The organism is Tolypothrix sp. VBCCA 56010 (assembly GCF_050875635.1).
Classification (GTDB): domain Bacteria; phylum Cyanobacteriota; class Cyanobacteriia; order Cyanobacteriales; family Nostocaceae; genus Hassallia.
On the sequence record NZ_JBPAOH010000032.1, the window covers coordinates 1 to 24,268 of the forward strand.

20 protein-coding genes and 3 pseudogenes are annotated in these 24,268 nt (G+C 41.8%); 12 read left to right on the forward strand and 11 right to left on the reverse strand.

Annotated features, from left to right (window positions below; all coding sequences use genetic code 11):
• Positions 1 to 119: 119 nt before the first annotated feature.
• Positions 120 to 887, forward strand: coding sequence for a pentapeptide repeat-containing protein (locus AABK37_RS13500; RefSeq protein WP_432552121.1), 768 nt, complete (start codon positions 120 to 122; stop codon positions 885 to 887).
• 322 nt (positions 888 to 1,209) lie between these two features.
• Here the strand turns inward: AABK37_RS13500 and AABK37_RS13505 are convergent.
• Together AABK37_RS13505 and AABK37_RS13510 are read right to left on the reverse strand one after the other, a co-directional pair.
• Positions 1,210 to 2,191 (reverse strand): annotated as a pseudogene (locus tag AABK37_RS13505) (IS630 family transposase).
• A gap of 440 nt (positions 2,192 to 2,631) precedes the next feature.
• Positions 2,632 to 3,078 (reverse strand): annotated as a pseudogene (locus AABK37_RS13510) (IS701 family transposase); the annotation flags it as partial.
• On the opposite strand from AABK37_RS13510, the gene AABK37_RS13515 reads away from it, so the two are divergent.
• Positions 3,041 to 3,721 carry a hypothetical protein gene (locus AABK37_RS13515; RefSeq protein ID WP_432552076.1) on the forward strand — a complete coding sequence of 227 codons (681 nt, stop codon included), beginning with the start codon at positions 3,041 to 3,043 and terminating at the stop codon, positions 3,719 to 3,721. The pseudogene AABK37_RS13510 and the gene AABK37_RS13515 sit on opposite strands and share 38 nt — an antisense overlap.
• A gap of 505 nt (positions 3,722 to 4,226) precedes the next feature.
• Here the strand turns inward: AABK37_RS13515 and AABK37_RS13520 are convergent.
• Positions 4,227 to 7,784 (reverse strand): DUF3854 domain-containing protein, encoded by a 3,558-nt coding sequence (locus AABK37_RS13520; protein ID WP_432552077.1) that lies wholly within the window; start codon positions 7,782 to 7,784, stop codon positions 4,227 to 4,229.
• On the opposite strand from AABK37_RS13520, the gene AABK37_RS13525 reads away from it, so the two are divergent.
• A complete protein-coding gene (locus AABK37_RS13525) occupies positions 7,774 to 7,938 on the forward strand; it encodes a hypothetical protein (protein WP_432552078.1) in 165 nt (54 codons plus the stop codon). The two genes, AABK37_RS13520 and AABK37_RS13525, sit on opposite strands and share 11 nt — an antisense overlap.
• 288 nt (positions 7,939 to 8,226) lie before the next feature.
• On the opposite strand, the gene AABK37_RS13530 is transcribed toward AABK37_RS13525, so the two are convergent.
• The 3 genes from AABK37_RS13530 to AABK37_RS13540 all read right to left on the reverse strand — a co-directional run bounded on the left by AABK37_RS13530 (position 8,227) and on the right by AABK37_RS13540 (position 11,234).
• On the reverse strand, positions 8,227 to 9,906 hold the full coding sequence (locus AABK37_RS13530; RefSeq protein ID WP_432552079.1) for a helix-turn-helix domain-containing protein: 1,680 nt from the start codon (positions 9,904 to 9,906) through the stop codon (positions 8,227 to 8,229).
• A gap of 63 nt (positions 9,907 to 9,969) precedes the next feature.
• The gene (locus AABK37_RS13535) at positions 9,970 to 10,863 is read right to left on the reverse strand and encodes a hypothetical protein (protein ID WP_432552080.1); all 894 of its coding nucleotides are present in this window, start codon (positions 10,861 to 10,863) and stop codon (positions 9,970 to 9,972) included.
• Positions 10,860 to 11,234, reverse strand: coding sequence for a hypothetical protein (locus AABK37_RS13540; protein ID WP_432552081.1), 375 nt, complete (start codon positions 11,232 to 11,234; stop codon positions 10,860 to 10,862). The genes AABK37_RS13535 and AABK37_RS13540 overlap by 4 nt, the downstream gene beginning before the upstream one ends.
• A gap of 346 nt (positions 11,235 to 11,580) precedes the next feature.
• On the opposite strand from AABK37_RS13540, the gene AABK37_RS13545 reads away from it, so the two are divergent.
• The 6 genes from AABK37_RS13545 to AABK37_RS13570 all read left to right on the forward strand — a co-directional run bounded on the left by AABK37_RS13545 (position 11,581) and on the right by AABK37_RS13570 (position 16,168).
• Positions 11,581 to 12,033 carry a hypothetical protein gene (locus tag AABK37_RS13545; protein ID WP_432552082.1) on the forward strand — a complete coding sequence of 151 codons (453 nt, stop codon included), beginning with the start codon at positions 11,581 to 11,583 and terminating at the stop codon, positions 12,031 to 12,033.
• 12 nt (positions 12,034 to 12,045) lie between these two features.
• A complete protein-coding gene (locus tag AABK37_RS13550) occupies positions 12,046 to 12,894 on the forward strand; it encodes a hypothetical protein (RefSeq protein ID WP_432552083.1) in 849 nt (282 codons plus the stop codon).
• A gap of 144 nt (positions 12,895 to 13,038) precedes the next feature.
• Positions 13,039 to 13,695, forward strand: coding sequence for a hypothetical protein (locus AABK37_RS13555; protein ID WP_432552084.1), 657 nt, complete (start codon positions 13,039 to 13,041; stop codon positions 13,693 to 13,695).
• Positions 13,696 to 13,762: 67 nt separating this feature from the next.
• A complete protein-coding gene (locus AABK37_RS13560; RefSeq protein WP_432552085.1) occupies positions 13,763 to 14,338 on the forward strand; it encodes a hypothetical protein in 576 nt (191 codons plus the stop codon).
• Between the two features lie 53 nt (positions 14,339 to 14,391).
• On the forward strand, positions 14,392 to 15,783 hold the full coding sequence (locus AABK37_RS13565) for a hypothetical protein (RefSeq protein ID WP_432552086.1): 1,392 nt from the start codon (positions 14,392 to 14,394) through the stop codon (positions 15,781 to 15,783).
• A gap of 46 nt (positions 15,784 to 15,829) precedes the next feature.
• A complete protein-coding gene (locus AABK37_RS13570; protein ID WP_432552087.1) occupies positions 15,830 to 16,168 on the forward strand; it encodes a hypothetical protein in 339 nt (112 codons plus the stop codon).
• A 395-nt stretch (positions 16,169 to 16,563) separates the two neighbouring features.
• Here the strand turns inward: AABK37_RS13570 and AABK37_RS13575 are convergent, their stop codons facing one another.
• A complete protein-coding gene (locus tag AABK37_RS13575; RefSeq protein ID WP_432552088.1) occupies positions 16,564 to 17,172 on the reverse strand; it encodes a hypothetical protein in 609 nt (202 codons plus the stop codon).
• A 740-nt stretch (positions 17,173 to 17,912) separates the two neighbouring features.
• On the opposite strand from AABK37_RS13575, the gene AABK37_RS13580 reads away from it, so the two are divergent.
• Entirely contained in the window at positions 17,913 to 18,920 is a 1,008-nt protein-coding gene (locus tag AABK37_RS13580) for a tyrosine-type recombinase/integrase (RefSeq protein ID WP_432552089.1), read from the forward strand.
• Between the two features lie 137 nt (positions 18,921 to 19,057).
• On the opposite strand, the gene AABK37_RS13585 is transcribed toward AABK37_RS13580, so the two are convergent.
• Positions 19,058 to 19,264, reverse strand: a complete 207-nt coding sequence (locus AABK37_RS13585) for a hypothetical protein (protein ID WP_432552090.1) — start codon at positions 19,262 to 19,264, stop codon at positions 19,058 to 19,060.
• Positions 19,265 to 19,416: 152 nt separating this feature from the next.
• On the opposite strand from AABK37_RS13585, the pseudogene AABK37_RS13590 reads away from it, so the two are divergent.
• Positions 19,417 to 19,907 (forward strand): annotated as a pseudogene (locus tag AABK37_RS13590) (hypothetical protein).
• Between the two features lie 11 nt (positions 19,908 to 19,918).
• On the opposite strand, the gene AABK37_RS13595 reads toward AABK37_RS13590, so the two are convergent.
• Both AABK37_RS13595 and AABK37_RS13600 read right to left on the reverse strand, forming a co-directional pair.
• The gene (locus tag AABK37_RS13595) at positions 19,919 to 21,514 is read right to left on the reverse strand and encodes an argonaute/piwi family protein (RefSeq protein WP_432552091.1); all 1,596 of its coding nucleotides are present in this window, start codon (positions 21,512 to 21,514) and stop codon (positions 19,919 to 19,921) included.
• Positions 21,507 to 23,111, reverse strand: a complete 1,605-nt coding sequence (locus AABK37_RS13600) for a toll/interleukin-1 receptor domain-containing protein (RefSeq protein WP_432552092.1) — start codon at positions 23,109 to 23,111, stop codon at positions 21,507 to 21,509. Before AABK37_RS13600 ends, AABK37_RS13595 begins: the two co-directional genes overlap by 8 nt.
• Before the next feature lie 319 nt (positions 23,112 to 23,430).
• Between AABK37_RS13600 and AABK37_RS13605 the strand changes: the two genes are divergently transcribed.
• Entirely contained in the window at positions 23,431 to 23,595 is a 165-nt protein-coding gene (locus AABK37_RS13605) for a hypothetical protein (protein WP_432552093.1), read from the forward strand.
• 249 nt (positions 23,596 to 23,844) lie between these two features.
• Here AABK37_RS13605 and AABK37_RS13610 read toward each other — a convergent pair whose 3' ends face one another.
• Positions 23,845 to 24,267, reverse strand: coding sequence for a hypothetical protein (locus tag AABK37_RS13610; RefSeq protein WP_432552094.1), 423 nt, complete (start codon positions 24,265 to 24,267; stop codon positions 23,845 to 23,847).
• Between the last annotated feature and the right edge of the window lies 1 nt (position 24,268).

Sequence of the window (24,268 nt, forward strand, 5' to 3'; positions counted from 1 at the left end):
AGAAGCATAAGTACTTTTAAGATATTTAGTATCACCTAGCACCTAAAACTACGCAATGGCTGGTTAGCGATCGCCTTGAGGAGAAAACTTTTTGGTTTACTGATATTAGGGGCTATACAATTAATTTTTTTGAAGCTAGCTTAGTTGATACGGATTTAAGTGGCGCAACTCTCCAACGTGTTAATCTCACAAAAGCCAATATGCGAACTTGTAACCTCAGTGGTGCTATTGTTAAAGATTCGCACCTGCTTGAAGCAATCCTCGATGAAGCTAATCTTAGTGGTGCTTCTTTTACGGATACAAATCTGAGTCGAGCTAGTTTAATTAAAGCTAATCTGAGTAATGCTGACCTCACAGGGGCAGATTTAAGTGATTGTAACTTAAGGCAAGCTTTTTTAAAGGGTGCGGTGTTTGTTAACTGTAAGATTGCTGGTATTTGTTTGTGGGATGTGGATTTGAAGGCTATTAAGCGATCGCACATGGTTGATGTTTCTACGCCTGATAAAAACGATATTACTAAGGATGATTTAGCATGGGCGTTATTTTGCAACTTGCGTCATCAACAACCAGAAATGTTTGCCTCATCAAACCTGATAAAACTTCTTGATTCAGAGCAGGAAGTTATACGCATCGTGATGGAACTTGTGGGTAAATATGGTGGGATATCACCAGGAGATAATTCTCGCTTGTATGTGAAAACGTATAATTTCACCAATTCGTACCGGATTTATCAATCCTCAGATTTGCTGGAAGTTACTGTTAGTGATGAATCTAGGTATGGGGTTATCTTGCGGGTTAATAATGGCAATATTGATAGTAATTTAATTCCTAGTGATGTCGATACGCTTAGACAAATTATGGACTCGGAAAACAGTAGGAATAGTTGATGAAAGCAGGAGAATGATTTTACTAATATATGTTGACCTATAACGATATAGTATAGATTTCAATAATCGAGTTGCATCTATGTTAGCTTTCATAATCGAAGTTATTTTATTATTGGATTGGTTTGGTTTTTCCCTTATTTGAAGAAAGCGAGTGTGTAATGTAAGCTCCTAGCCAAGTGCAATTCCGTAATAAGTATTATATATTAAGTAGGTCGGCAGGAAAATTTATAGGTATGTAACGAAAGGTTAATCAAAAGAGTTTGAGTTAAATTTAATACGTTGTGTACTATAGTTTCCTTTTTCTCCCCTAGCTTTAACACCATCAATTACAGCTCCCGGCAAGTTCTAGCTCGTTATCAAACATTTGTCCTGCTAGCTCATCTTTTTTAAGGTGTTGCCATTCCAATTCAATAGGGTTCATTTCAGAACAATATTTAGGCAAAAAGAAGATGTACAAACCCTGGTTTTCCCACTTTGTCCACAACTGTTGAACTTCCTGGCATCGATGTATGGGACTGTTATCTTGGACGATTACCCTAGCGCGTCCAGTCTTTTCGGCATCAGAAGCTTCTTGCTCCATCATCTGGATGTAAGATTTACGATTGACACCCCCAATAACCAGACCGTAAACAAAGCTAATCAGAGGTTGAAGAAACGCTGCGGATGCTTAATCTACGCCCACGACGCTTTGTTTGTTCTAAGCATTTTTGCTCCCCTCGTTGGTAATAAGTGTAACTTGGCTCGCTCCACATGCAAAAACCTGATTCATCCAAATATTTCAAGTCTACTTCTCCAGTTGCAGCAGACAGTTCCAACATATCTAGGTCTGCTTGCTTGATTTGCCTGACTTTTGGGTCTTGTTTTCCTTGGTGGCTTTTTCTAGCTCGTTTCCACTCTTACCCCCTTTTTTTAAGTACCCGCCTTAATCTATCGGGACTCAGTTTAATTTGGCGATCGCTTTCTAATTTCTGAGCTAATTGAAGACCGTTGTATGTACGTGGTTCTTTTTTGAGGCATTCTTCCAAAAAAACGATGTCCTCTTCTTTCCACTTTGTTTTGCCCCCTCGACCTGGTAATTCCCAAAGTCCTTCCAGACCAAGCTTTTGCCATTTATGTAGAACTTCTCTCACTGTTTGTGGAGTCCATTTAAAGTGAGCAGCTATTTTTTCCACATACCAGCCATGTGCATTTAATCTGATTACTTCTGCGCGATCTTTGACTTTCTGCGGTACATCCCCAGTTCTCAGGTTTAACAGGGTTTTATCTTGCTCACTAGTCAGAAAGACCCTTAGACGAACGCCCATATCTCACTCACCTTTATATATGCATTTTCCGTATTTATTTATCTTTACATAGTTTGGTTTTTTCACGCCGACCTACTTATTAGTCACTGCAAGCATAAAGTAAGACAGAAGGCTCTTAGTATTTGTCAGTCAGAGGATTTCCTCGATGTTTGTGTTTTTCGTGCCAAGAAAAATGCAATGCTGGGGTTGACAGGGGTCTGTTACTTTTTTATGTGCAGCACTATACAGTGGGCGTACTGGGGGCGCGATACTCTCTCTACTGGTCACAAATTAAATACCTATAACGATATTGGGAAAAACAGACTGGATTTATAACTGTATGTTTGGTTGTGGTTATATTTATTGTTTGGTTGATTGTTTGGTACTGATACGACATTATATTTTGTTGAGTCACCGGACGAACTTGATATTAAACCCAATTATTGGGACTTAAACAAAAATTAAGCCCAAATATAGCCCAAACTAGCTTTATAAGCGGCAAACAGGTCACGGTTGAGAATCAACCAATCAAAAAAGCGGAAAGACATGGCTATTCTAAAAGCCTCTAAAGCTTCTGTAAAAGTGTTCAAAGGTTTATTTGCCCACCTTCGTCGTAACCCACCAGTTAACTGATGCCAAAGAATAAAAGTATAGGCACAGAAAACTAAAATAAGATGGCGTAATAGGCTTATTTTATCTCGAACTTGATATTCTTTTAATCCTAACCAACATGAGGCTTCCCGATAAAAAACTTCCACCCAATTTCTTTGTGCATAAGTGTCAACTATCCATTCTGGTGTAACAATAGACGCAGAAACATTGGTGATAAAATAGTCGATATCAGTGGCTTGTGAGAAAGTTGGAGCATTCATGACGATAGCAATTATCCGCTTGCCCACAAGTACAGAATTTAAATTTGACCCAATGATGACTGTTTGGGAATTTGGATATTGGAAGAAAGGGTGGAATGAACCAGATAGTGACCAGCACTGGGAAGGGGCGGGTAGTTTTGAACCTTGGAGTATTGAAAAAGCTTTAGACCGAGCGATAGAACTTGGTTTTTTGGATTCATCCGATAGAGAAAAAGTTCGCTTAACTTGCTTAACCGATGGCGAATATATGTTTGGATCGGAGGAAACTTCTGGATGGATGATTGAACAATATGAGGATTTTACTTGTACATCTCCTTATCCATACGAACCAGTATGGATGATGGTGAAAGTACCGGGCGGTAATATTTACTATTGTAATTCGCAAGCAACTGTTTGTCCTACTCTTTCTAGTTTAGAAGTTGAAGAACTGAACGAGTCAGATAGGATTATTCGCAGTAATTTAACGTTGCCGGAAATTTTAAATATTATTCTGACAGAATCTGAGAAAAATCCGAAATACCAAGACGTGTGGTTGCAATGTTTATATGCAGCAACTGCTGAAGATTCTTATATCTACCGTTCAGAATCAAATAAGTGGATACAAATTTGTCGGCAATTTACTGCTGAAGAAGAAGCCGAATTTATGTCAAAAAAAGATAATAAGTTGTTCGACATATAACTTACAAAGAAAGGCAGCGCAAGCAGGGGCAGAGGGCAGAAATACATATGTATCAATAAAAACTGCACGTTGTGGGTATAAGGAACATGCTTCATAAAAAGATTTGTGGCATCATGGCGTAGCACTCCTACCAAAACGCTCCTTGCTTCAATCCCATGCTTAAAAGTATGGGATCATAAGTGCTAAGAGACGAGCTTGAGGGGCTGCCTTTATGAATCCCCGTGAAAAGAGAAACGAGAAAAAATGTTGGACGTACTGCTCCCGGATTAGCTTACCAAAAAGCAGAATACTACTTTGATTTTTGGGTTCAAATAAATCAAAATCCAATCAAGCTTTCTGTATAAATTCCTCATGAAGTGTGCCCTTATTTCACGCACACTCCTCAACTTTTTTATTCTGTAAGGCAATAAGCACGGGGCGTACATAAAAAATATTGACAGCAGAAACTGTGCAGCCTCGGTAACTCGACGTTTGCGTTGCGGTAAATTGGAGAGCAATTAGATGGTTACAAACTCAACCACGTATAAAACTGTGGCATCATTTGTTCTAATACACGTAGTTCCACAGCTGCAATTTTTTCCAGCAGTAGCACAGCACACCACCGACGATCCTCACTCCAACGTTGGAGGATATCTTTAATGGCATCAACCCCATGCTTAATCCCAGAGCGCAGTTGTTGGACACAAACCTGAATTGGTGTAGGATCGCCATCTTCGGGGTCAAAATCGACAAAATCGATGTTTTCAACTTTGGTATCCACCCCTGACCCTAGGGGTTCCCCTATAGAATTAGGGGGGGGGGTGGATACGGGAGTATTGGGAGGTGCAACACCATATCTAGTCTGCATTGCAGCCTGATACCGTGCCTGATCTTCTGCGGCTTGACGCATTCGTTCTTCTTTTAGCGCACGTTTGTTCGCACGGTGGTTCATTACCCCGCGAGCAAATTCCAATTCCTCCTGTTTAAGTCTGTAATATTTAACTTGTTTCCCCCGATGACCAACCTTATGGGAAACCTGCTTTAGCCCCAGTTGCTCAACTAGCACCCCTAACAGCCACATTGGTTTGCAGTTAGGGGGAACCGTAAACCCTAAAATTGCCTTAACATGAGACGCACAAAATTTGGCTATTTCCGTCATCCTCACCAAATCAGGGTCATTCGCTGTCACCTCAACACCCGCTACTAGACGTTTGAGAATACCATGCAGTCCCAAATTAAACCTCGCTAACCAAGAAGCCGAGTAATTCCCCCAGTCCATACACAACGCCAAGTGCAACCGCTCCTGACGGTCTTTGTCTGCCACAATTGTTGGTGGTGCTGGGTATTCCGAACCAGTATTTGGGTCAACAATTGTACCATCTGGCTCAGATAAAATTGCCTCCAAGTCGGCGATCGCTTTAATTAATTTCCCACTGTTATCTTTTTGCACCAGCGTTTCTGTCACCTCCATCCCGTAAGCATCTTTGATGCGGAATTTTTCGCACTCGAAAATTTCTTCGGGTGATAGATAATCTTTACTAGTACGTTGGCGATACTCAGTAGCCGAAATCTCCTTGGAATCAGCAACCGCAGCATAATAAGCAGCGTCTAGGGCAATGCCAGCATTTTTTAGTTGCTGTTGGGCAATATAATTGTCCTCCGCACCCACTGGGATAATTACGTTACCCATCTCTGTCAACAAGTCGCGTAAATCAGCCCGCAGGTTGTTGATAGATTGGTGGCGCGTTGCCATTATTTGACAGTACGCATCTAGCGCCCAGTCTTTTTCAGCACCTCTTCGTCCTGTTTCACGGTCAATCCGGATCAGGAAAGCGGTCATCTCGTTTGTTTGCAGCAACCGCTCCTTAATTTTACTGGCATTGGTATCTTTATAACCAAAGGGCGGACGCGGAGCAACCCAAACGTGAATCGGGACGTTGGGACGATAACGCCAAAGTTGTTGGGCGCATTCGGTAGCCGTTTGAGAAACCCCGTGAAAAACGCCAAAAACAGCGTCGAAATGATATTCGGGTATGTCTACCCCAGTTCCCAGGCTAGGGGACGCTAGAAGGGCATCTAGGCTCTTTACAGAGTTAGTTATGTCCTTGATGAAGGCAACGTTTTCTTCACTGCCGGAGTTTTCTGAGTGGATCGCCCAAACTCGTAGAGGCTGTTTTACATCTGACCTTTTTTTGTCATCTATCTTTTGGGGTAATTGTAAGGGTTCACTACCTGAAGTATTTTTGTCATCTATCTTTTGGGGTAATTGTGAGGGGTCACCACCCGAAGTATTTTTGTCATCTATCTTTTGGGGTAATTGTGAGGGGTCACCACCTGAAGTATTTTTGTCATCTATCTTTTGGGGTAATTGTGAGGAGTAGTCAGAATTATTGTCATTAAATGGCGGTGGTTGCGAAATACTGTCTGCATTGCTAGCCTCTACAACAACGCGCATAGAGAGCGACTTTTCAAGTTTCTTAATAAACCGCTTGGAGTCGGAAGGCACCATAATTTTCTCACCCCTCATCAGCGCTGCTGAAATTTGGGCTACAAGGGCGGAGGAATTATCTCCTTCGTACCAGTAAATTAGGCGTGAGCCATTTTTCCACTCGTTTTTGATAATAAACGGTTTTTCTGATGGTGGACGCATTGCCCGGAAGAAGTCCACCGTCACGTCGTCCATATGCGCGTCGGCAATTACAACCAAGGGCGCATTATACACGATATATTCCAGAACTTCTAAAATCGATGCTCGATGTTCTTTACAGGTTTTACTGTGCAGCAGGTGAGTTAGGTACTGGCAAGCTTCGTCAATAAACACGCAGCCGTAGGTGAGGGAATCGGTGCAAAGCTTGTGCAAGCTGTCGATGGTGATGCTGAGGGCAGTAGCCTTGGCTAAACCCGTGTAACCCAAATCCGAGTACATTTCGGTTTTGAGACGATTAGCCAGGTTTTTCAGCAAATTAACCCGATGCCCGTTGTTGAGAAACCGCGATTGGGGATGAGAGTCACGCCATTTTGAGAGCAACTCGGTTTTACCGGTTCCCATATCACTGTCTAATACTACCAGTCCTGATTCTGGTAATTCAACTTCTTGAGATAAATACTTGACATTTACCCGAATGTGTGGTTTGTATTTGTTGCTTAGTCCTCTCTGGCTGAGGTAGAATGATCGCTGATAATCTGTGAGGGTTTTGGCATCATCAACGATCGCAGTCAGTAGGGCGCTAGCATCGTCACCACGGGCTACTACGAAGTCATCAACCCCTTTCTCTGGTCCTGGGAGTTGAGCCACTTCACAGACGCATAGAGCCGCTTCTATTGCCTTACCTGTACGTAGGGTGGCTTGAAAGACCGACCAACGGGTTTTGGGGTTGGTTTCGTGGTCGAAAAGAATTATAAATTTGCGCCCTTTTTGTGCTAATGGCAGCAAGTCGGGGTGCAGGCGTTCTGAGAAGTCTTTTTTACCAACACGTCCGTTCCAAATACCGGGGAGTGCGATCGCTACAAACCCAAGACTTAACAAACAGGCTGCTTTCTTTTCCCCTTCGCAGAGGATTATGGGAATTTCTGGATGACGAATAACCCATTCCCAAAATAAGAGCAGATTTAGCCTATCAGTAAGGCGCGACGAGAGGGGAGAATTATAGTACTTGATATTATACCGCTTTCGGACTAAATCCCAAATGCAGTCGGGAACATCAAAGTAAGTGACGCGGTTGGGTGTTTTGGGTGGTGACTCGTATTTGACTATTTTGCCTTTATCGGCGTTAATCCGAGGGTTGGTGGGCTTAAAGCGCCCCCACTCCATCGGTTGCCAGTTGTTTTGAGGGTCGAGTCCGCTAATCCACAATCCACCCGATTCGGCGTGTTGGTACTGTTTTAAGAAGCTATCGGTGACTCGACCGGTGTTTTTGCGCTTTATTTGCTCGGAAATGAATAAGTACGAGTAAACTAATACGCCTTCGATGTGGATAAAATTAGCCTCGATTAGCGCGGGGTGGATGGCGCTAAGGACGGCGAGTTCGTGGTACTCGGCGACTGTAAGGTTGTTGGGGTATTGAGAATGAGGATTGTCTTTCATCAACCATCACCCCCAAGATTGGCACACCGACTGGGTGCATCTGTGGAAACCAAGAGAGGTCTTGGTAAAGGGGGGAACGATTCCAGTAATTGGCGAAATGTATATAGCATTGCAAAATAATGCCAGATCCGCAAAAACGGGTTTGGCATTTTGATCTAATTAATCTATATGATCCGGGCTGTTCTAAAAGCCTAAAACCCTTATTTAGTATGGGTTTTAAAAATGGATTGTCCGGGGATTCTAGAGTTTTTGTCCGGGGATTCTAGAGTTTTTGTCCGGGGATTCTAGAGTCGTTGTTCTAAAGCTCTAATTTATATGCCGTAAGGCTTTGAAGCTTATTTTTTGAGTTATTTTTTTTAGAACAAAAAGATAACAGAAGAACAGCCGATTACAGATAATAATCGGCTGGCAGCGAGGTATTATTAAGTATTAATACTCAAAATTAAATCTCAATAAATTTTTGGATCTTGCTAGCGTGAGCTTGACTGATGGTGCGCTCACCCCGTTCAATCAAGGAGATGAGTTTTTGGGACACGCCAAGAAAATCAGCCAGTTGAGTTTGTGTGCAGCCTTTGGCAATACGTGCTTCTCTAACTTGGTTGCCAGTCAAGTCGGTGTTTTGTGGCGGTGTAACCTTGGTTTTGGGCTGTAATCGTTCTACCTTAGGTTTGACTTTCGACTGTAATCGTTCTACTTTGGGTTTTGCCTTTGATGCTATAAGTTCAGGGATAGGGGCTGGGGGTTTAATAGTTAGCTTGGCTCTTAGCAGCTTGTCCAAGTAGCCTTTGGGCTTCTTATCCAGTGAGTCTGGTCTTAGCTCTTCGGGGTAGGTTTCCGGGTCAAACACAATCTGCCAGCCCAGCTTGAGCAGTAATTTTATAGCACTATCCCAGTGCTGCTTTAGGTCATAAGCTCTGCGACGGTCTAACCGGGCTTTGTCTATAATCGGTTTGGCGAATGCAATTTCTAGTAACTCCTGTACTTTGTAGTTCCCATTAAGGCGAACCCGACTATCCAATGTAAGATATATAGCCAGCCTTAGCGCGAGTTCATCATGGTAGGGGTCAATTTTCAAAACTTGCTGGGCTAAGTAGCCAAACTGATATAAAGCTTCCCGCGATTTGGCTCCAGCTCGGTTCAAAAAGTGTTTAGTCCAAGCACCGGGTTGAATAATTAGCTGAACTTCATCAGGCTCCTCTATTTTTCCCTGCAAATTTATCTGACCATAGGGCACAATTGTGATATTCCACATGCGACCAACAGGGGTACTAGCATTTATACCGCCTTTTTTGTTTCTACCTTCTATCCACACTGTTTTAACTAACAAACAATCTAATGCAAACGCAGTGTTGGCAATTTCCAGCAGTTTTTCATGTTTGGGTAAATCAGTTCGCTTATCCCAACCCATCTCTTTTATTAAGTCACTGGCATTGAGAATAAATAAGCTTTCCCAAGGTCTTTCCTGTTTCATTGCATAGGCAGCAAAGATTAAGTGCAGTTTGGCACTGCTAAACCCAAATTTATCGATGATTTGTAGGGCTTCATCCCAAGGAAGCATGGTAATATCACCAGGGTTGGTAATATAATGCTCAATATAATTTTGAGAATCGCCCTTGGCTTTATGTTGTAAGCAAGCTATCCCATTTTCATTTTGGTTCCACAACTCTTTTTGGATTTGAGAGTCAATACTAGAAAACATAATTGCTGCTGTAGGAATAGCTTCAAATTTTTGGGATTTAAATAATTTTGTTTGTCTAACTGTTACTGAAGTGTTGGTCAGGGAAGTAGCCGGGTTTTCAGATAATTTTTCGTCTTGCTGGTTACTATTGTTATCTTCTTCCGACCAAGCGTTTGATTCTGGAAGATACAATTCATGTTCAGCGTTTTCAAAAGACTTATCTGGCGATTTTATTAAGTTTATTGAGTCATTTACATAATTGTCTTTTAAAGACTGCAATAAATGGTTCTGTAAAGCTTTTATAAATTGTTCTTTGTTAGGAAATAAAGTTGAATCAATTTCTATAATTAATTTATTGATGTCAATGTTCTCATTGCCTGATTGATTGACAAGATTCAGATTTACTATTAATGGTAGTTTAAGATTAAAATCGTCTGCTGCCATAAGATAGCTCCAATTGATTAGAAGTCTAATTATTCATTTTTGTAAAGTGTGAAAGAAAGTTCACTACAAAATGCCTGCCTCAGTTAACGCCTGACTAAAAGTATCAACCAAACCCAAGTATTCCGCCCACTCAGTAAGATAGTCGTAGTCCAAACCCTCAGCTTGCAGCTTGAGTATCCCCAAAACATCGCGCCACTGTTTTTCTGACTGACTCCCCCTTCCCCACCGCAGTTTTTGTAAAATAGTGTCCTCTGGAGACGCTACCCAAAATTGGGGCATCCCTTCTACATCGAGCAACCTACGACGGGACAAAAGCGATACAGCAAATGGCGAATTGTCCATCAGATATAAATCAGCGTTGGCGATCGTTTCGGTATGCGTAATGTTCAGCATTCGTTCCCGCCCCAACTTTAAATCCTCCACTGCTCCGGCGGGACAGTAGTATCCCCCTGTCTCTAAAGTTGTCACCAACAAATCGATTTGGGAGAGCCTGACAGAGATAACCAAATCCAAATCACGAGTTGAGCGAGCCTCCCCGTGAATGGAACTCGCCACACCCCCACTAACAAAGTAGGGGATATTTATCGATTCAAATAATTGGTGGAGTTCGCCAGCTAGAGAAATCGAATCTTGAATCCACATAATTTCATCAGTACCAGTGGGTTGGAAGCCACAGGGGAATTTGTCCCCCAAGACAGCACGGGCAAAGCGCAGGCGAATTTCTTGTCTTTGAGCATCTTTCTGCCGCCATTTGATACCCGCAAGACAAAGTTTTTTTACAGAGCGATCGTAGGCGACGAACATTTCTACCCTTTGTTTGAGGGAGAGTTGGCGCAATCGTTCAAACAGGTAGATATCGGCTTCGATGTTCGTATCGGCGGATTGGGGGCGGTAATTTGGTTTTGTGTTCGTCCGCAGTGATGGCAAACTCAAAGGATTAATTTCATCAATGTTCATTTATCCTCCTTGCTGTCACTTGGCGAAGGGCTTTTATTTTGGACTTCTTGCTTCATAGTCCATTCTTCAATTAGTTCTCTAGCCTTTTCACTCATTGCTACTTCGGCTTGAGCGCAAGCGACTTTAAAGCGAGTCCTCATTTCCGAGCTTAAAAAGACTCGGATAAAAACATCGTTGGCTTTATCAGTGGGCATTTCAAATATTTGAACTCCCATTGATTGTGCCACCTGGACAACCAAGTTCAAAATAACCACTTGCACTACTTGCACCATGTGATACGATACTACCATCAACATACCAAAATACCCTAAATCTTTACACTGACTGTTTTTCAGCCGATTTTGGGACAGATTTGTATTGCCTAAAAACATATGAGCAAAAACCGAGGGAAAGCGGGAACCCCAAAACTCTTACACCCGCAAGCGCTATTAATGCCCACAAAGTGGGTCGTAGTGAGACCGTGCATCCGCAGCCCAAGCGTGGCAGTAAATTCCGAAATCCTTATGGAGAAAGCAGTTGCATTTTTTTCGGTGCAGCCCAAGCGCAGTTAATACCCCAATTACAGGAACTGAAACTGTCATCTCTACGCACCGAAGAAAGGTTGCCAAATTTCTCCCAAAGCCAGAAATATTGATTTTCCGTTAGTTGCGTTGCAGTGCAATACATATGGTGCGTAGTAACGGCAGTGCAGTTGAGCGTCATTAACTATCAAGAAAAATGAAAAATGTCCAGGCTAAAACTTACTTTGAAATTCACTATGAATCTGAAATAAGTGACAGAAGTTGGTACAGGATAAAGCGTGCTTTACGCGAATCAGGATTGGAGATAACCCGTGAAAATCTCCAACTAATTGCTGATTTAAAAAGGAGGACGGTATACACCAAGCTGTCCTTGAAACAACTAATTTATTGCCACTACTCAGCACTTCAGATAGCAAACAAACGAGTCTTAGTTAAAGGGGATGTCGTCTACAGAGAACTCCAAAAACTTAGCAGTAATAAAGCTCACCGCACAACTATTATCAGATGGTTTCAATCAGTTCCCAAGAAGGAGGGTAAGTATTTTGATAAAAACAGAGACTACAAAGCAGAAGAATTAGTGCCAGTATTTGCTGCTGCTTGTCTGTACGTTCAAAAGAAACTCTCCCAAAAGTTGCCATTATCCAAATAGGAGGTTAGGAGAATGATTGCACGTAGCGATATAGAAAATATTCGTAAAGCTGTTAAACAATCAGGGGACTATAAACCCACAGCACAACAAATCCGAGAAGCCATTTTGAAAGTATGTCGTAATGGTAAGAATATCCGTAAGCACAAGCGGGAAATTGTACAGTCAGTAATCAAAATGCAGAATACCAAAAATGAAATGGGTTTTATTAACCTGGAACAACCAATTGAGACTAATGCTGAAACACAAATAAACACTGCACATGATCCAAAAAACCAAATTCAGCTAGTGTCAGATTCTTCACAAACCGAATTAGATAACACCAGATTAATTGATACAAATAATATCCAACCAGGAAAATCATCACATTTGGTGCAATCTTCCGGGGGGAAGTTTCACGTAATTAGCGATTCGTCCAATATTGTTGATGAGTCTTTTGTTGATGAAATACTGAGTCAGGAGAGCGGTGAAGTAGTAGAAACATCATCCATAGTATTTAGTACCGAACAGAAGCAAGATTTAATCACAACCCAAGCATCAGTTTTAGGGATTGAACTATCCGAAGTAGAAGTAGCCGACTTAGCATCAACCGTTGGAGATAAATTCACAGATTATGCAGAATTTATTCGAGAAGTAACTTCAGCAATTAAAACCTATGCCGACCATCACTATGATTCTTTAGAACAATCCATCGAAGATACCCATAAAGATTTAAAGAATCATTTTGCATACCGAGAAAGGCAACTCAATCAAAAGTTTGTAGAAGGTTTAGGCAATGTGAAAACGGCACTGTCGGTGAGCCAGTCAAACCTCAAAAGAACAAAAGCTACAATCCTCTCACATCTCAAAATCAAGGGAACATAAACTTTATTTATTGATATTGGGGCTGTGTTTAATACCCCTACTGATTCAATTTGTAGTGAGTTTTAAACCCTTTACCCCCAGCCAGCAACGACAAAGGTTAATTGAACAGGGTTTCATCTGTAAAGGACATTGTAAGGATTAATTATGAAAAACAAAGCCAAAGTTCGCGACCACGTATCAGGCTACGGTAAACAAATAACCAAAGCTACAAATCAAAAGTTTGACATCAACAATGCTTTGATTATCAAAGCCGTAAACGGAGACGAAAAAGCCCTCAAACAGATTGGCGATATGGGTAAGCTGGGGGAGAGACTAGCTACGTCTATGCCGCTTATCCGGGAGAATCTTAAAGCCTATATCGAAGGCACAACCGAATACAACACAGCCCTAGCTGACATTTATAAAAGTGGTGGTAAAGGTGCGATCACAATTGATAAAGCTGGGGGAGAATTAGCCCTGGAGAACACCCGGTACAACAACCTAATTGAGGAATATAAAACTAGTTTATTTGCCAAGCTAGAGTCTGAGAATCAACGTCACGATGATGCGCTAGATGTCATCGAGTTACAGGCTTGGATAGATACTCAAATGGCTACAGTTAACGCCAAAGCTAGCCTTGAATCTATCAGCAATAAGCCATTTTTAGCACAAATGAAAGCAGATAGAGATTACGAAGATAAAAAGATAAAGCACCTGCTAGAGAATGGCTCAGACAGCGATTTAAGCCTGATTCCCCAGAAACATTACTCAACAAACCCAGTAATTAAGCTTTGGAACAATATTAGAGATATTTTCAGTTAATTAAAACACCTCCAGACCGAATTGTAACTGGAGGTAAAAAATCAAAATACATTCTGGTATTTTTATTATGTCCGATTTGGAGTTAGGAGAGGATACCAGCCAAGAATCAAATTATCCAATCCAAGAAGATACTGCATTTACCCCCGATGAAATTGAAGCTATCAAAGCTTACAAGGATAATCTCAACCGAAAGCTAAACAAAAATCGAAGTATTTTAAAGGGATTAGAGACAAGTTTTTGGGGAATTACTTCCTACAGTTTAGCCCGATTTTTAATTATTACCAGTGGAACACAAGGAATAGCATTAGCAATAGCATCAATCCTCCTAATCAATCAAATAACCAATAGAGAAGTATTTGATGAGATAAATATTAATCGTAAAGACGGACAATGGTCAGCTGACAATATGGGTAAACTTATCAAATTTGGATTCTCAACCTTAGTAACTGCATTTGTAATATGGAGTGCATGTGGTAGTTTTTTGAACATTGTTAACTCATCAAAACAAACCTACGACCAATTGCAGGATACAGTTACGGCTTTCAATAAGCTACCTGAAGACAAGCAAAATGGATTTATTGTTGTAGGTGGTTTACTCGCTTTAGCTGGTATTTACACGATTATTGACTCAAAAAGAAGATGAAAGTCTACTCAGGGGTAACAGTTATCGGGGTAGTAATTGCTTTATCAAGTGCGATGTATTTAAGCCAGTCGAATCGTCCGTATGATTTAGTAGCAATTAAATTCTGCCCGAAAACTGCCAATTTACCACCTCGGTACGGTGAAGAATTTAGCCAACTAAGCCAAGAAAGCTTAGATAAAAAGTATTGCAGATACGAGCATAAATTGCTCAAAGAAGTATGGTCACAAAAGCAATTTGAATCATCTACACCATTACCAGAATCATCATTTAGCATTCGTCATATCCCTGCTAGTAATAAGAATGCAATTTGGTTTTTAGTTGCTCCCTTCGCTTCTGGAATCGCTTACTTAAGTTGGACTAAAAAGGCAGAAATAGACGAACTCTCAGCACATTCTGAATTAGAAGCGTATAAAAGTTGTATTAAATTAACCACAGTTTCGAGTCAAAATGAGAGAGAATTTAAGACGCTTCAAACTAACCGGGTTTGGGATAAGCAGAAGGGAAAACACGGTTTTATATCCGTTGAAGCGATGCAAGATAAGTTAAAACGTTCCTCTCTTATACAGGATAAAACACACGCTTCTACGATAAAACAGTTTGATTTAGCCGATTCCGATATGGATAAAAAGATTGCCGAAAACTTGAGAGATAAACATAAAGCAGAAGCAGATACCCAAAAGATACTAAGGAAAAAATCTGATAATGATTCAGAAACATTAAGTAACCCAGAATTTCATATGCAAGAAAGGGTAAATCAACTATTAGAAGCCCTACAAAGATGGGAGGATGGTTGGCTGTACACAATTATCAAAAATAACAAACCTTTGTGGTTAATTGGTTCCCAAGGCAGCGGTAAAACCAACACAGCGGGGTGTATAGCAATCATCCGTAAATATTGCTTTGATGCTCCAATTTACCAGCTTATCGACCGTCATGCTACTGGTGAAAACTGGAAAGTGTGGCAATTATTAGATACACAAATCAAGGCAGAATCCGAATCAGAAATAGGACAGGCTTTATCAGATGCTTGTGAGCGTTGGTTAGCGAGAATTAAAGAAGGACCGAAACAAAAGCAACAGCTAGTTATTGATGAATTTACAAATCTCAAAAAAATCCCATCTTGTAAAGAGTCAGCTATGAAATTTTTCTCCATGCACCTGACTGATACCAGAAAAGCGAAAGAGTTTTTTATTGGCATCAATCATTATTTTACCAATGAAAGTACTGTGGAAGGCACATTTGAAGCACGTAAGGCTGGTACAATTAAAATTAAAAAGTTTTCCGCAAATGGTGAAACACCATTATCAAGAGTACAAATTGTACATGGTTTGGTGGATAGCAATGGGAATGAATTAGAAGAAGTTGAGGTGACGCTACCTAGTTGGTTTGAGGCAGTACAAATTTACAACCATTTCAACGGGAACAAGATCGACTTTGAGGGATAACTAATGAATAAACAACAATTATAAGAAGATGATAGGGAGTTACGAAATGCGACTAGAACCACTTTATCAGCAAGACCGGGAACAAGCCAAACTTGAAGGAGAACGTCTTGTTGTCGAAAACTTACTACGAGTTCGCTTTGGTTCATTAGATAACGAGCTTCAAGCAATTATTGAACCATTACTGGCTTTATTGCCAGAAGAGTTTACCCCATTACTAATGCAGTTATCGCGGTCGGAATTAATTGCGCTTGTTTGGTGGACAATCTTAATATTTAATTGGTCAGTTGCAACAAAAGCGAAAAATCAGAAAAATAGCCATGTCGGAGATATTATCCCCGACATTTTTAATGCACTAATAATCACCAAATATTTTAGGTACGACTAAAATCAACAAGCAACAGGTGACGATGCAGATAAGCGCTCTTGCTTCAAACTAAAAACTTTTTATAATTATAACTAATAATTAATTCCTAATCTTTCCACAATGATAATTGCTAGGCGTGAGATATTCCCTTTTCTTCTACAATGATATAATAAATGACAAAGGAGTGCAGACAGCACAAAGATTGTCTAATCTGTTGTCTTCAGGCGTAAAGTTTTTGTGATGGACTGTAAGTGTTAAAGCCATTCTTTCCGAACGAGAAAGTCCTTTTGTACTATCACCTGGACGGATGCATTGTAAGTTGCATTTAGAGCACTGGACAATCAGCGGATTGTTTGACCTCTAACGCGATATCTGCCCAATTCTCTGGGTATCTGTTATGGGATTTTTCAACATCTTTATGTTACTGGGTGATATAGTCCCGTATGAGAGTTAAATTCCCACCCAATACCAGAAGTATCTTTACGCTTAGACCACCCGACAAAAAGTGGCGGTGGCTGGCTACTTCTCTCTTTACGTACAGTTTCTACATTCACACCTAATCTTTTCGCTAAATTTTCTTCTGTTAATGGTTGGATTTTAACAGTTTGCCCTTGATAATAAGAATTGTTGTACGATTTATTCCGCCTCGGTTGGTTATTAAGTCCTGTTTGTATTTGGATAATAGCCGAAGCAAATTGTGTCATCCGACTTGTCATCCCCTCGATTTTTTGTTCTAGTGAGGCGAGGCGTTTGGTTGAGTCCGTTTCATTGCTATTCGACTCACCCAACAATTGCGACTCCAAATTATCAAGTCGTTCGTAAATTGCTCCTATCGTTTGACTTGTGGCATTGTATGTGCTGTCACTGCTGTTATCCAACGCCAATATTAATTCATCAAGCCTTTGAAGTATCTCGCTTGTTCGTCCTTGTCGGTGCAAACGGGATAATTCCCTCACTGCGGGAATTAGGGGAGTCGGGACGCGTACCATTGCACTTGGTTTATTATCATCGACCGTTTCGGACATGTTGATATCGCCATTGCTAGCAACAGCTATCGATATCAAGTAGATAGCATTGCTATCATAATATCAGGAATTGGATGCTTAAAGCATTATTTGATTAACCGTTTTTAATGGACGCTCGTTGGGAGGGGTGAAGTTTGGAGCGCAACTGACGCTCCAACCTGCTTGGATGAGAGATTTTTCGAGTGGGGAAAGAGCCGCGATCAAAAATATTAATTTTGTATGGATAGCAATAATAACAGAATTAATATTTTTCACAGTAAGCAGAGTGAAACCAATAAAGCTGCAAGGGTTTGCTGAAATTAGAGTCAGTATTCCGTTCTCGATCCCGGCTAAAACAGAGCGCCATGCAGTTTGCCACTGCACTCGTGCCGACGAGTGCACGCGCGTCAGCCTTCAAAAGTAAATATTGGACATGCGCGGGTGTATCCCTTTTGGCAAAAAGCAGTCATGCAAAAAAGTAAAGCACCCGTTATTACAACAGGTATTTTTTGAGTAATGAAGAGAAAATATTTATACAAGGATTAAGAGCAGTTTGTGCAATATTTGACCAATTAACAGTAAAAATAAACACTTATTACACGTATACCCGAAAAGAGGGAGTTTTGAGAGTGCTGCTGTCAGTGTCAAATCTATACGTATGTTCGTTATTCAAGGGGTTTCGTACTTGGACGGTTGGGGTATGCTATTTAATATAAGACGTTAACGAAAACATGCATTGTCATTAACGCATTATTTAACTCATGCTCAATATAAATACTCAAGGTACAATTACTCATCAAGGGGGGCAGCTTGCGGCTCTAGCTGGTGAGTTGCAATTTTCAAGTGACTTTCTGAGTGAGTTGCAGCAAAAGGCTCATACTACGCAACGGGGATACGCTGGGAATATTAAGTTGTTTTTTCAATATTTTTTAAATAGAGAACCGACTAGGAGTGATGTTACGGAGTTTTGGGGGTTGGATGAGGAGTCGGCGAATACTTTAATTTTGAAGTTCAAGAATTATTTGGTTAGCTCCGGTAGGAAGTCTGCGACGATTAATCGCTATTTGGCGGCGATTAAGTATCTAATTAAGGCTGGCAGGAATTTGAAGCGGTGCAAGTATCGGTTCGATACCGACCGGATTGAGTCTATGCGTGTGACGAAGTATAGGGATACTTCAGGTGTTGGTGTGGATGAATATAACAAAGTATTTGATGTTATTGATTTAACAAGTGTGAAGGGTCAGCGGGATTACGCGCTGTTTTTACTATTTTGGTCAAATGTGCTTCGGCGTTGTGAAATAGCTAAGTTGAAGGTGGGGGATTTTGATTACCACTCTTCGACATTACGGATATATGGGAAGGGAAAGGGTAACGATGATACAGTGGTGGATTTAAATGAGATGGTGGCAGACTCTATTTCTAATTGGTTGGGATGTCGTTATAATTTGAAGCCCAGCGACCCGTTGTTTATTGCTTTGGATTTCCACAATTCTGGACATCAGCTGACAGGGGATGGGTTGTATGCAATTGTGAGGAAGGTATGCGAACGTGCGGGTATTCGCAAGCGGATGAGTCCGCACCGGATTCGGCATTCGGGCATTACGGATGCTTTGGATTTGGCTCATGGTGATTACCGCAAGGTGCAGCATCTCAGCCGACATGCCGACCCAAGGGTGATTTTGGCGTATGAAGATAACAAAAATCAGTATCAGTTGGAGTTAACTAATAAGTTAGCATCTCGTGTGGGGAAAAGGCGCAACCCCAAATAAAGGTTTTTTTGATGGGTGAAAAGATCCTCCTCAGCGTTGCTGAGGTTGATATCATTTTTGATATTATGTCACCGTACTACGAGTGAATTAAATATTTATATATGTGTAAGAAACGAGTGTAGTTATTGTGCTTGCCATCAAATCTCCTGAACGGCTGTAAAAGTTACGTCACCACCGAAAATTGTAACATTGTAATCTTTGACATTAACTGATTGTTCTTTGAGAGTTGATGTAATACCTGTGCCTGAAAAAGCAAGTAGCACCGCATTCTTTGTTTCTGCAAATTTCAACCAATCATTTACTAGTTGCAGTAGTATTCTTAACTTAACTGTAAGTTCTTCCATAGGGCAGCTATCCTGAACACGTTGTAGTATACTACCTTAGTAAAAGCGTACTATGTTGTATGTCGTTGTTGATTAAATCAGTGAGATTTCGGCGTGCGATCGCATTCAGACTATGCAAATCTAGGAGGGAATACTAATGTCAAGTAGAGTCCCTGCCAAAGAACGCAAAAGTATCTGTAAGCCTTCCGTTTGGGCTTGGTTCGGCAGAATGGACATCCGACCCAACCGAACGGAAAGCGGCGTGGTCTTTATATGTTGAACTAGCGACTAGAATATCGCTGCAACCGTTGGAAGCAGAACTCGCACCCCGGGTTGCTCCGCGAAGCACTATTATCGCTGCATAGTTTGTTTAAAACGACACGCGATGTTCTTAAGGAAGCAGGATTATCTGTTGGGACAGCACCGTACTCGGTTGGTGGAATTGCGCTTGCTGTCCTCAATCGTGGGTTGCGTCCGTTTCTTTCCAAGTGGCATCCTTTATTACAAGCGTGGGAGACGCAGCGCCCACCGCATGTAAATCCTGTCGCGCACGAGAAGAATTGGTGCGAGGAACCCCAACTGCGTAACGAACTGGAATTGTTGCGCCAAGAATTAGAGCAATATGCCGAGCGTGCTGGCTGCGATCGCTGGGGTTGAGGAGTAAGCATTGGTTGTTCACATGTAGTAACGGTATTCATATCGCATTGGTAGCTTGGAGGGTAACTCGGCAAGAATGTGACCAACTCGTTGTGAAAAAGCGGTGGTTACGGGGTCGCTGCACGCAAAGTCGGCGGTGTTCCAGTTCATTTTAGTAAGCGCTAAGATTTCTTTTAAAATCACATCCCAGGAACTATCGCCGTGATGTTCGAGGATTTCAAGCGGATGAGGAACTCGCGGTCCGCAATAAGTGCGTTGAAACGGGCTGTAACCGGAGGTGTACAATAGTAAATTTTCGGCACTGAATTTAATGTACGTGCCGCGAATTGGCGGGTAGTCGCCCAGTCGATAAAATTGAATCTGCCGCCAGCCGAGAGTAACAAAATCAACTTGGGAAATCGATTGGCACGCATCTTTGAATCCAGCCAATTCTTCTTCCCAATAACGCGAGGTTTTGTGGACAACAATGCGTCGGGGAAGGTTATCGCGGTTTTGTTTGCGGTACAAGTCAATCACATCTTGCATCAACGCAGCAGCAGATGTTTGGTCTAAGTGCGGCGAACGACCGTTTTTTGATGCATCCCACTCGAACGGATTTCCTCGCAAAACGTATCCATCGCCTGCGGAGGTGAACGCTTGTGCCATCGAGGTGCGGATGCGAGGATCGGTTTCGGACACCTCTTTGTAAAAGGAAACACCGACGTAGCAAACACCGGGGTCGATATCTGCTAATCGCCAGGGAGTGCCGCCGGCTTTGTGGTAAAGTGCGGTGGAAAAATTCCAAGCCCGTGTGGCGACATCCTGTAATTTCCGTTTGTTAGATGCAGTAGCAGTATCGATAAGTTGTAAAGTACCTGGCCATACAAGCTGGGTGGGAATTCCGTACTGCATTGCTTCAGCTTTTAGCCCCCGGCGCAGGTTTTGATGCCCGTCTTCGATGTCTTCGACACCCAGCGTTGGATTCATTTCTGGGAAAAGGGGTAATTGACCAAGTTGTACTGCTTTAAGACTTCGGCGTTCAGATTTGGTTAATTTAACGCGCTTGACTTCTCCTCCTTTTTTGATGCGAACCGTGCAATAATCGATGACGATTTGGGGAATGCAGCAGAGAATGACTTGCGGACGAGGTTCGCGTTCTGCTAAGACCTCGATTGCTTGAGTATAGAGTTTGATAACCCGTTTTAGACGTTCGTAGAAGTTATCAGCATCTATAGCCTCTTGAAATTTCTCTTTTTTGATTGTTTCGCGCCAAGTCTCGCCAAAAATGAGTTCGCACTGGAATGGTAATTCTGCATTAAATCCTGGAAAGTGGGGATAAAGAAACGGTTCGCTGCCATCATTGGTCAGCATACCTTGGCAGCCACGCAGCCATTGTTCGGCATCGGCAACCATATCGGGCGGACCGACAATACCAATGATGATACTAGACAGCGACGGTCGAGATTGTCCGACTAGGCTGTATGGACCGTAGAGTGCCAATCCCACTTTCGGATCAATGTGTTCGTGCCGCCCGCCAAATGTTATAAGAGGTTCGGAGATGATTCCCGATTCAAAGTTTGGACTGCGTAGGCGTAAGTTGCGGTTGTGAAGTTTGGATAATCCTTTATTATTCATCTTCTAAAAAATCTTCCTCGTCTGAATCGTCAAGTGTGAAGAAATCTTCTTCACTAGTGATATCAACACCTGCATTGATAATGGCTTCTATGTCTTCCGTTGCTAATTCCTCTTCCTCTTCTGCCAACAACCAAGCCGCTTGGTCTAACTCTTCCATCAAATTTTTTCGGTCGTGTTCGATACCGAATGCTTGCTGTACGAACGCAGGTACAACTGATATTTCAATAGATTGTTCGCCAGCCCAGACTTGGATTATTTGCCCTATTGATTTGGCTCGCAATACCGTTGCCCAGAAGCGGACATGGTAAAGAACTTGTAAATTGCGTTCGGCTCCCGTCCATTTGATAACGATTGGACCGACTTTAGGACCTGTTTTGACTTGAACGCCATCTTCTGTAAGTACCCAAGTTGGGACAATTTGCAAATATAACTTGTTAGCAAGAAAGACAATTTTGAGGTAAGCGCCTAAGTGCCGCCAAAATATGATTTTTTCTTGTTGGTCGGTACTAGATTTGGCTTTAGTTTGCCCTTGTTTGTCGATACATGGTTTGGCTACAGTGCGCGTGGCTTTCTTGCGATTGGGCATCCATGTAATTACGTTGGCATTACCATCTTTATTGGGTGGGAAGTAAAATCTGCGCGATTTAATTTCATCAATAACTAAGCCAATTCGATGTGCGTGACGGTCTAAACACATATTGAGGAGAGAAATAACTAGCTTTCTCTCCTCTGCATCTGAAAGTAAGTCTGATGTAAGAATCGACTCGATAGCACTATCGTTGATAACAGCTGCAAACGGGCTTTCAGATGATTGTAAATCGTGAAAAGTAACGATTTGACCTTCAAAAACCCGAAATGCAGGCATGTATGAATTTTCTACTCCTGTTTCCTCCTGTGCGGTGCGGATGACTTCTTTTAATTTGGCTTTGGACGGAAATATAGGGCTTCCGTCGGTTCGGGTATCAATTAATGTTTCGGCAATTGGGGCTACATACACATATTGCGGCAGACGTTCGATAGGTAAGAGGTTACAGTACAACTTTTCTGAAATTGTATCGGGGTCGCCTTGGATAACAGCACGTTCGGCAATCAAACTGCTGCGCTCGATTTTTCCTCCAGCAGTAACTAGTTGCCCGCGATTTGCGATCGGTCGGGGAAGAGGTTCGTCGCGCAATATAGCGATAAGTTCTTTCAGCCCGCGTTCATAATTTTTCTCGCGCAAATCAATTGCTTTGAGGTGGCGTAGAAGATAGGGAATATAAGGGCAATCGGCAGCAAGGATGGGAATAATGCGTGCTTTGCGATTGTCTGGGTCGTTGTGTAGTGCGGCGTGCCATTCGGCTTCCGTCCACCCGCTTTCGCTATTAAAGTAGTCAGGGGTCATGATTAGTGCGATAAAACGGCTTTTTTCCAAGCCATCGTTGACCATACCTGGTATACTTTGTCCCGGACGGATTTCTGCTTCATCCAACCAAGTTAAAAGGTTTCGTTCTTGGAACGATATGGCTTCGATATCTGCGGCAAGTGGTCGCACAAAATCTTTGTTTGTGGAGCGGTGCGAAAGAAAAATATCGCGTAGATTGTCGGAAATTAACATTATTTAATTTGTCACTAAAAATTGTTGCTATGTTGTGGGAAGTCAAGTTGTATCAGATAAGAAACGCGTACCCTGCTAATTTATCGGATAACTAGCATTCATTTCCAGTTATCTTTTTGACATCTATAATAATACACAGGTACTATCTTGACTACGGTAGCAATTTTTTTTTAATTTGTGGGGATACTACAAAATAATGATTACCAAGTCGTGATTTATCAATCTTATACAAACAATCCAAGTTGGTATTTTGTAACTTTGTTTCTTTGTTAGTTAGTCAAGTTAAAAGTAAACAGAGTATATTTACTTAATAGCATTTGTGTCGCTGGTACGTAGCTGTGTCACAATCGCTGGCACAGTTATACGTAACGGACAAATTGCTTACACGATTGCTACATATATAGCCAAAGTTTCCGATGATGCCGAACGTGCCAACCTTTTAGAAACGGCGATCGCTCCGGTGCGCGCGTTTGAGCCAAATTAAAAAATTAGTTTTAGCTATAAACCCACAAACTGATGGAGACTCACTCACCAATAGCATATAAATTACCTACAAGTTGGCTAAAAAATCCTTCTTCATTGCACAACCCTACTTGTGCGTTCATGCGTTGCACTCATTACTGGCACAAGTACTTGTGTTGCTTTTACAAGGGACGCAAGTTGATCGCTTCAAGGGGGGAAGGATCGGCAGAGTAGAGTATTTCCCCTTCTTCGGAGCTGTTTTTATTACTTCCTATTTGCGCGTCAAATTATTCAGTTTGGTAAGACTGGAACGAATATTACCCGCCTCCTTCCGACTTTTCAACCGCTTCTTAGCTTCTAGAGTAACTTGCTTCATCACGGATTCCTTGTCCTTACAAGTTACGTAAAATGCTTCGAGTAATGTTTCGATTGTGACTTTTTCTCGGTTGCACAATTCGTCGAGTTCGTCTTTAATTGGAGTTTCTAACCGCACGGGTATTCTAGCAGCAATTTCTGGAAAGTTGGCGAGTAATTCTTCTAGGCGTTTAAGTTCCGATACTTCGGTTGGTTGCTGCACTCCTGAAGTTGCACTCAGTTCTGTTAAAGTGTCAGTAGTCGGTTGCTGCAATACATCTTGGCGTGGGGGAACAGTCGGTTGATTAGCACGACTGCGAATCTCGTCTAAAAGGCTCATG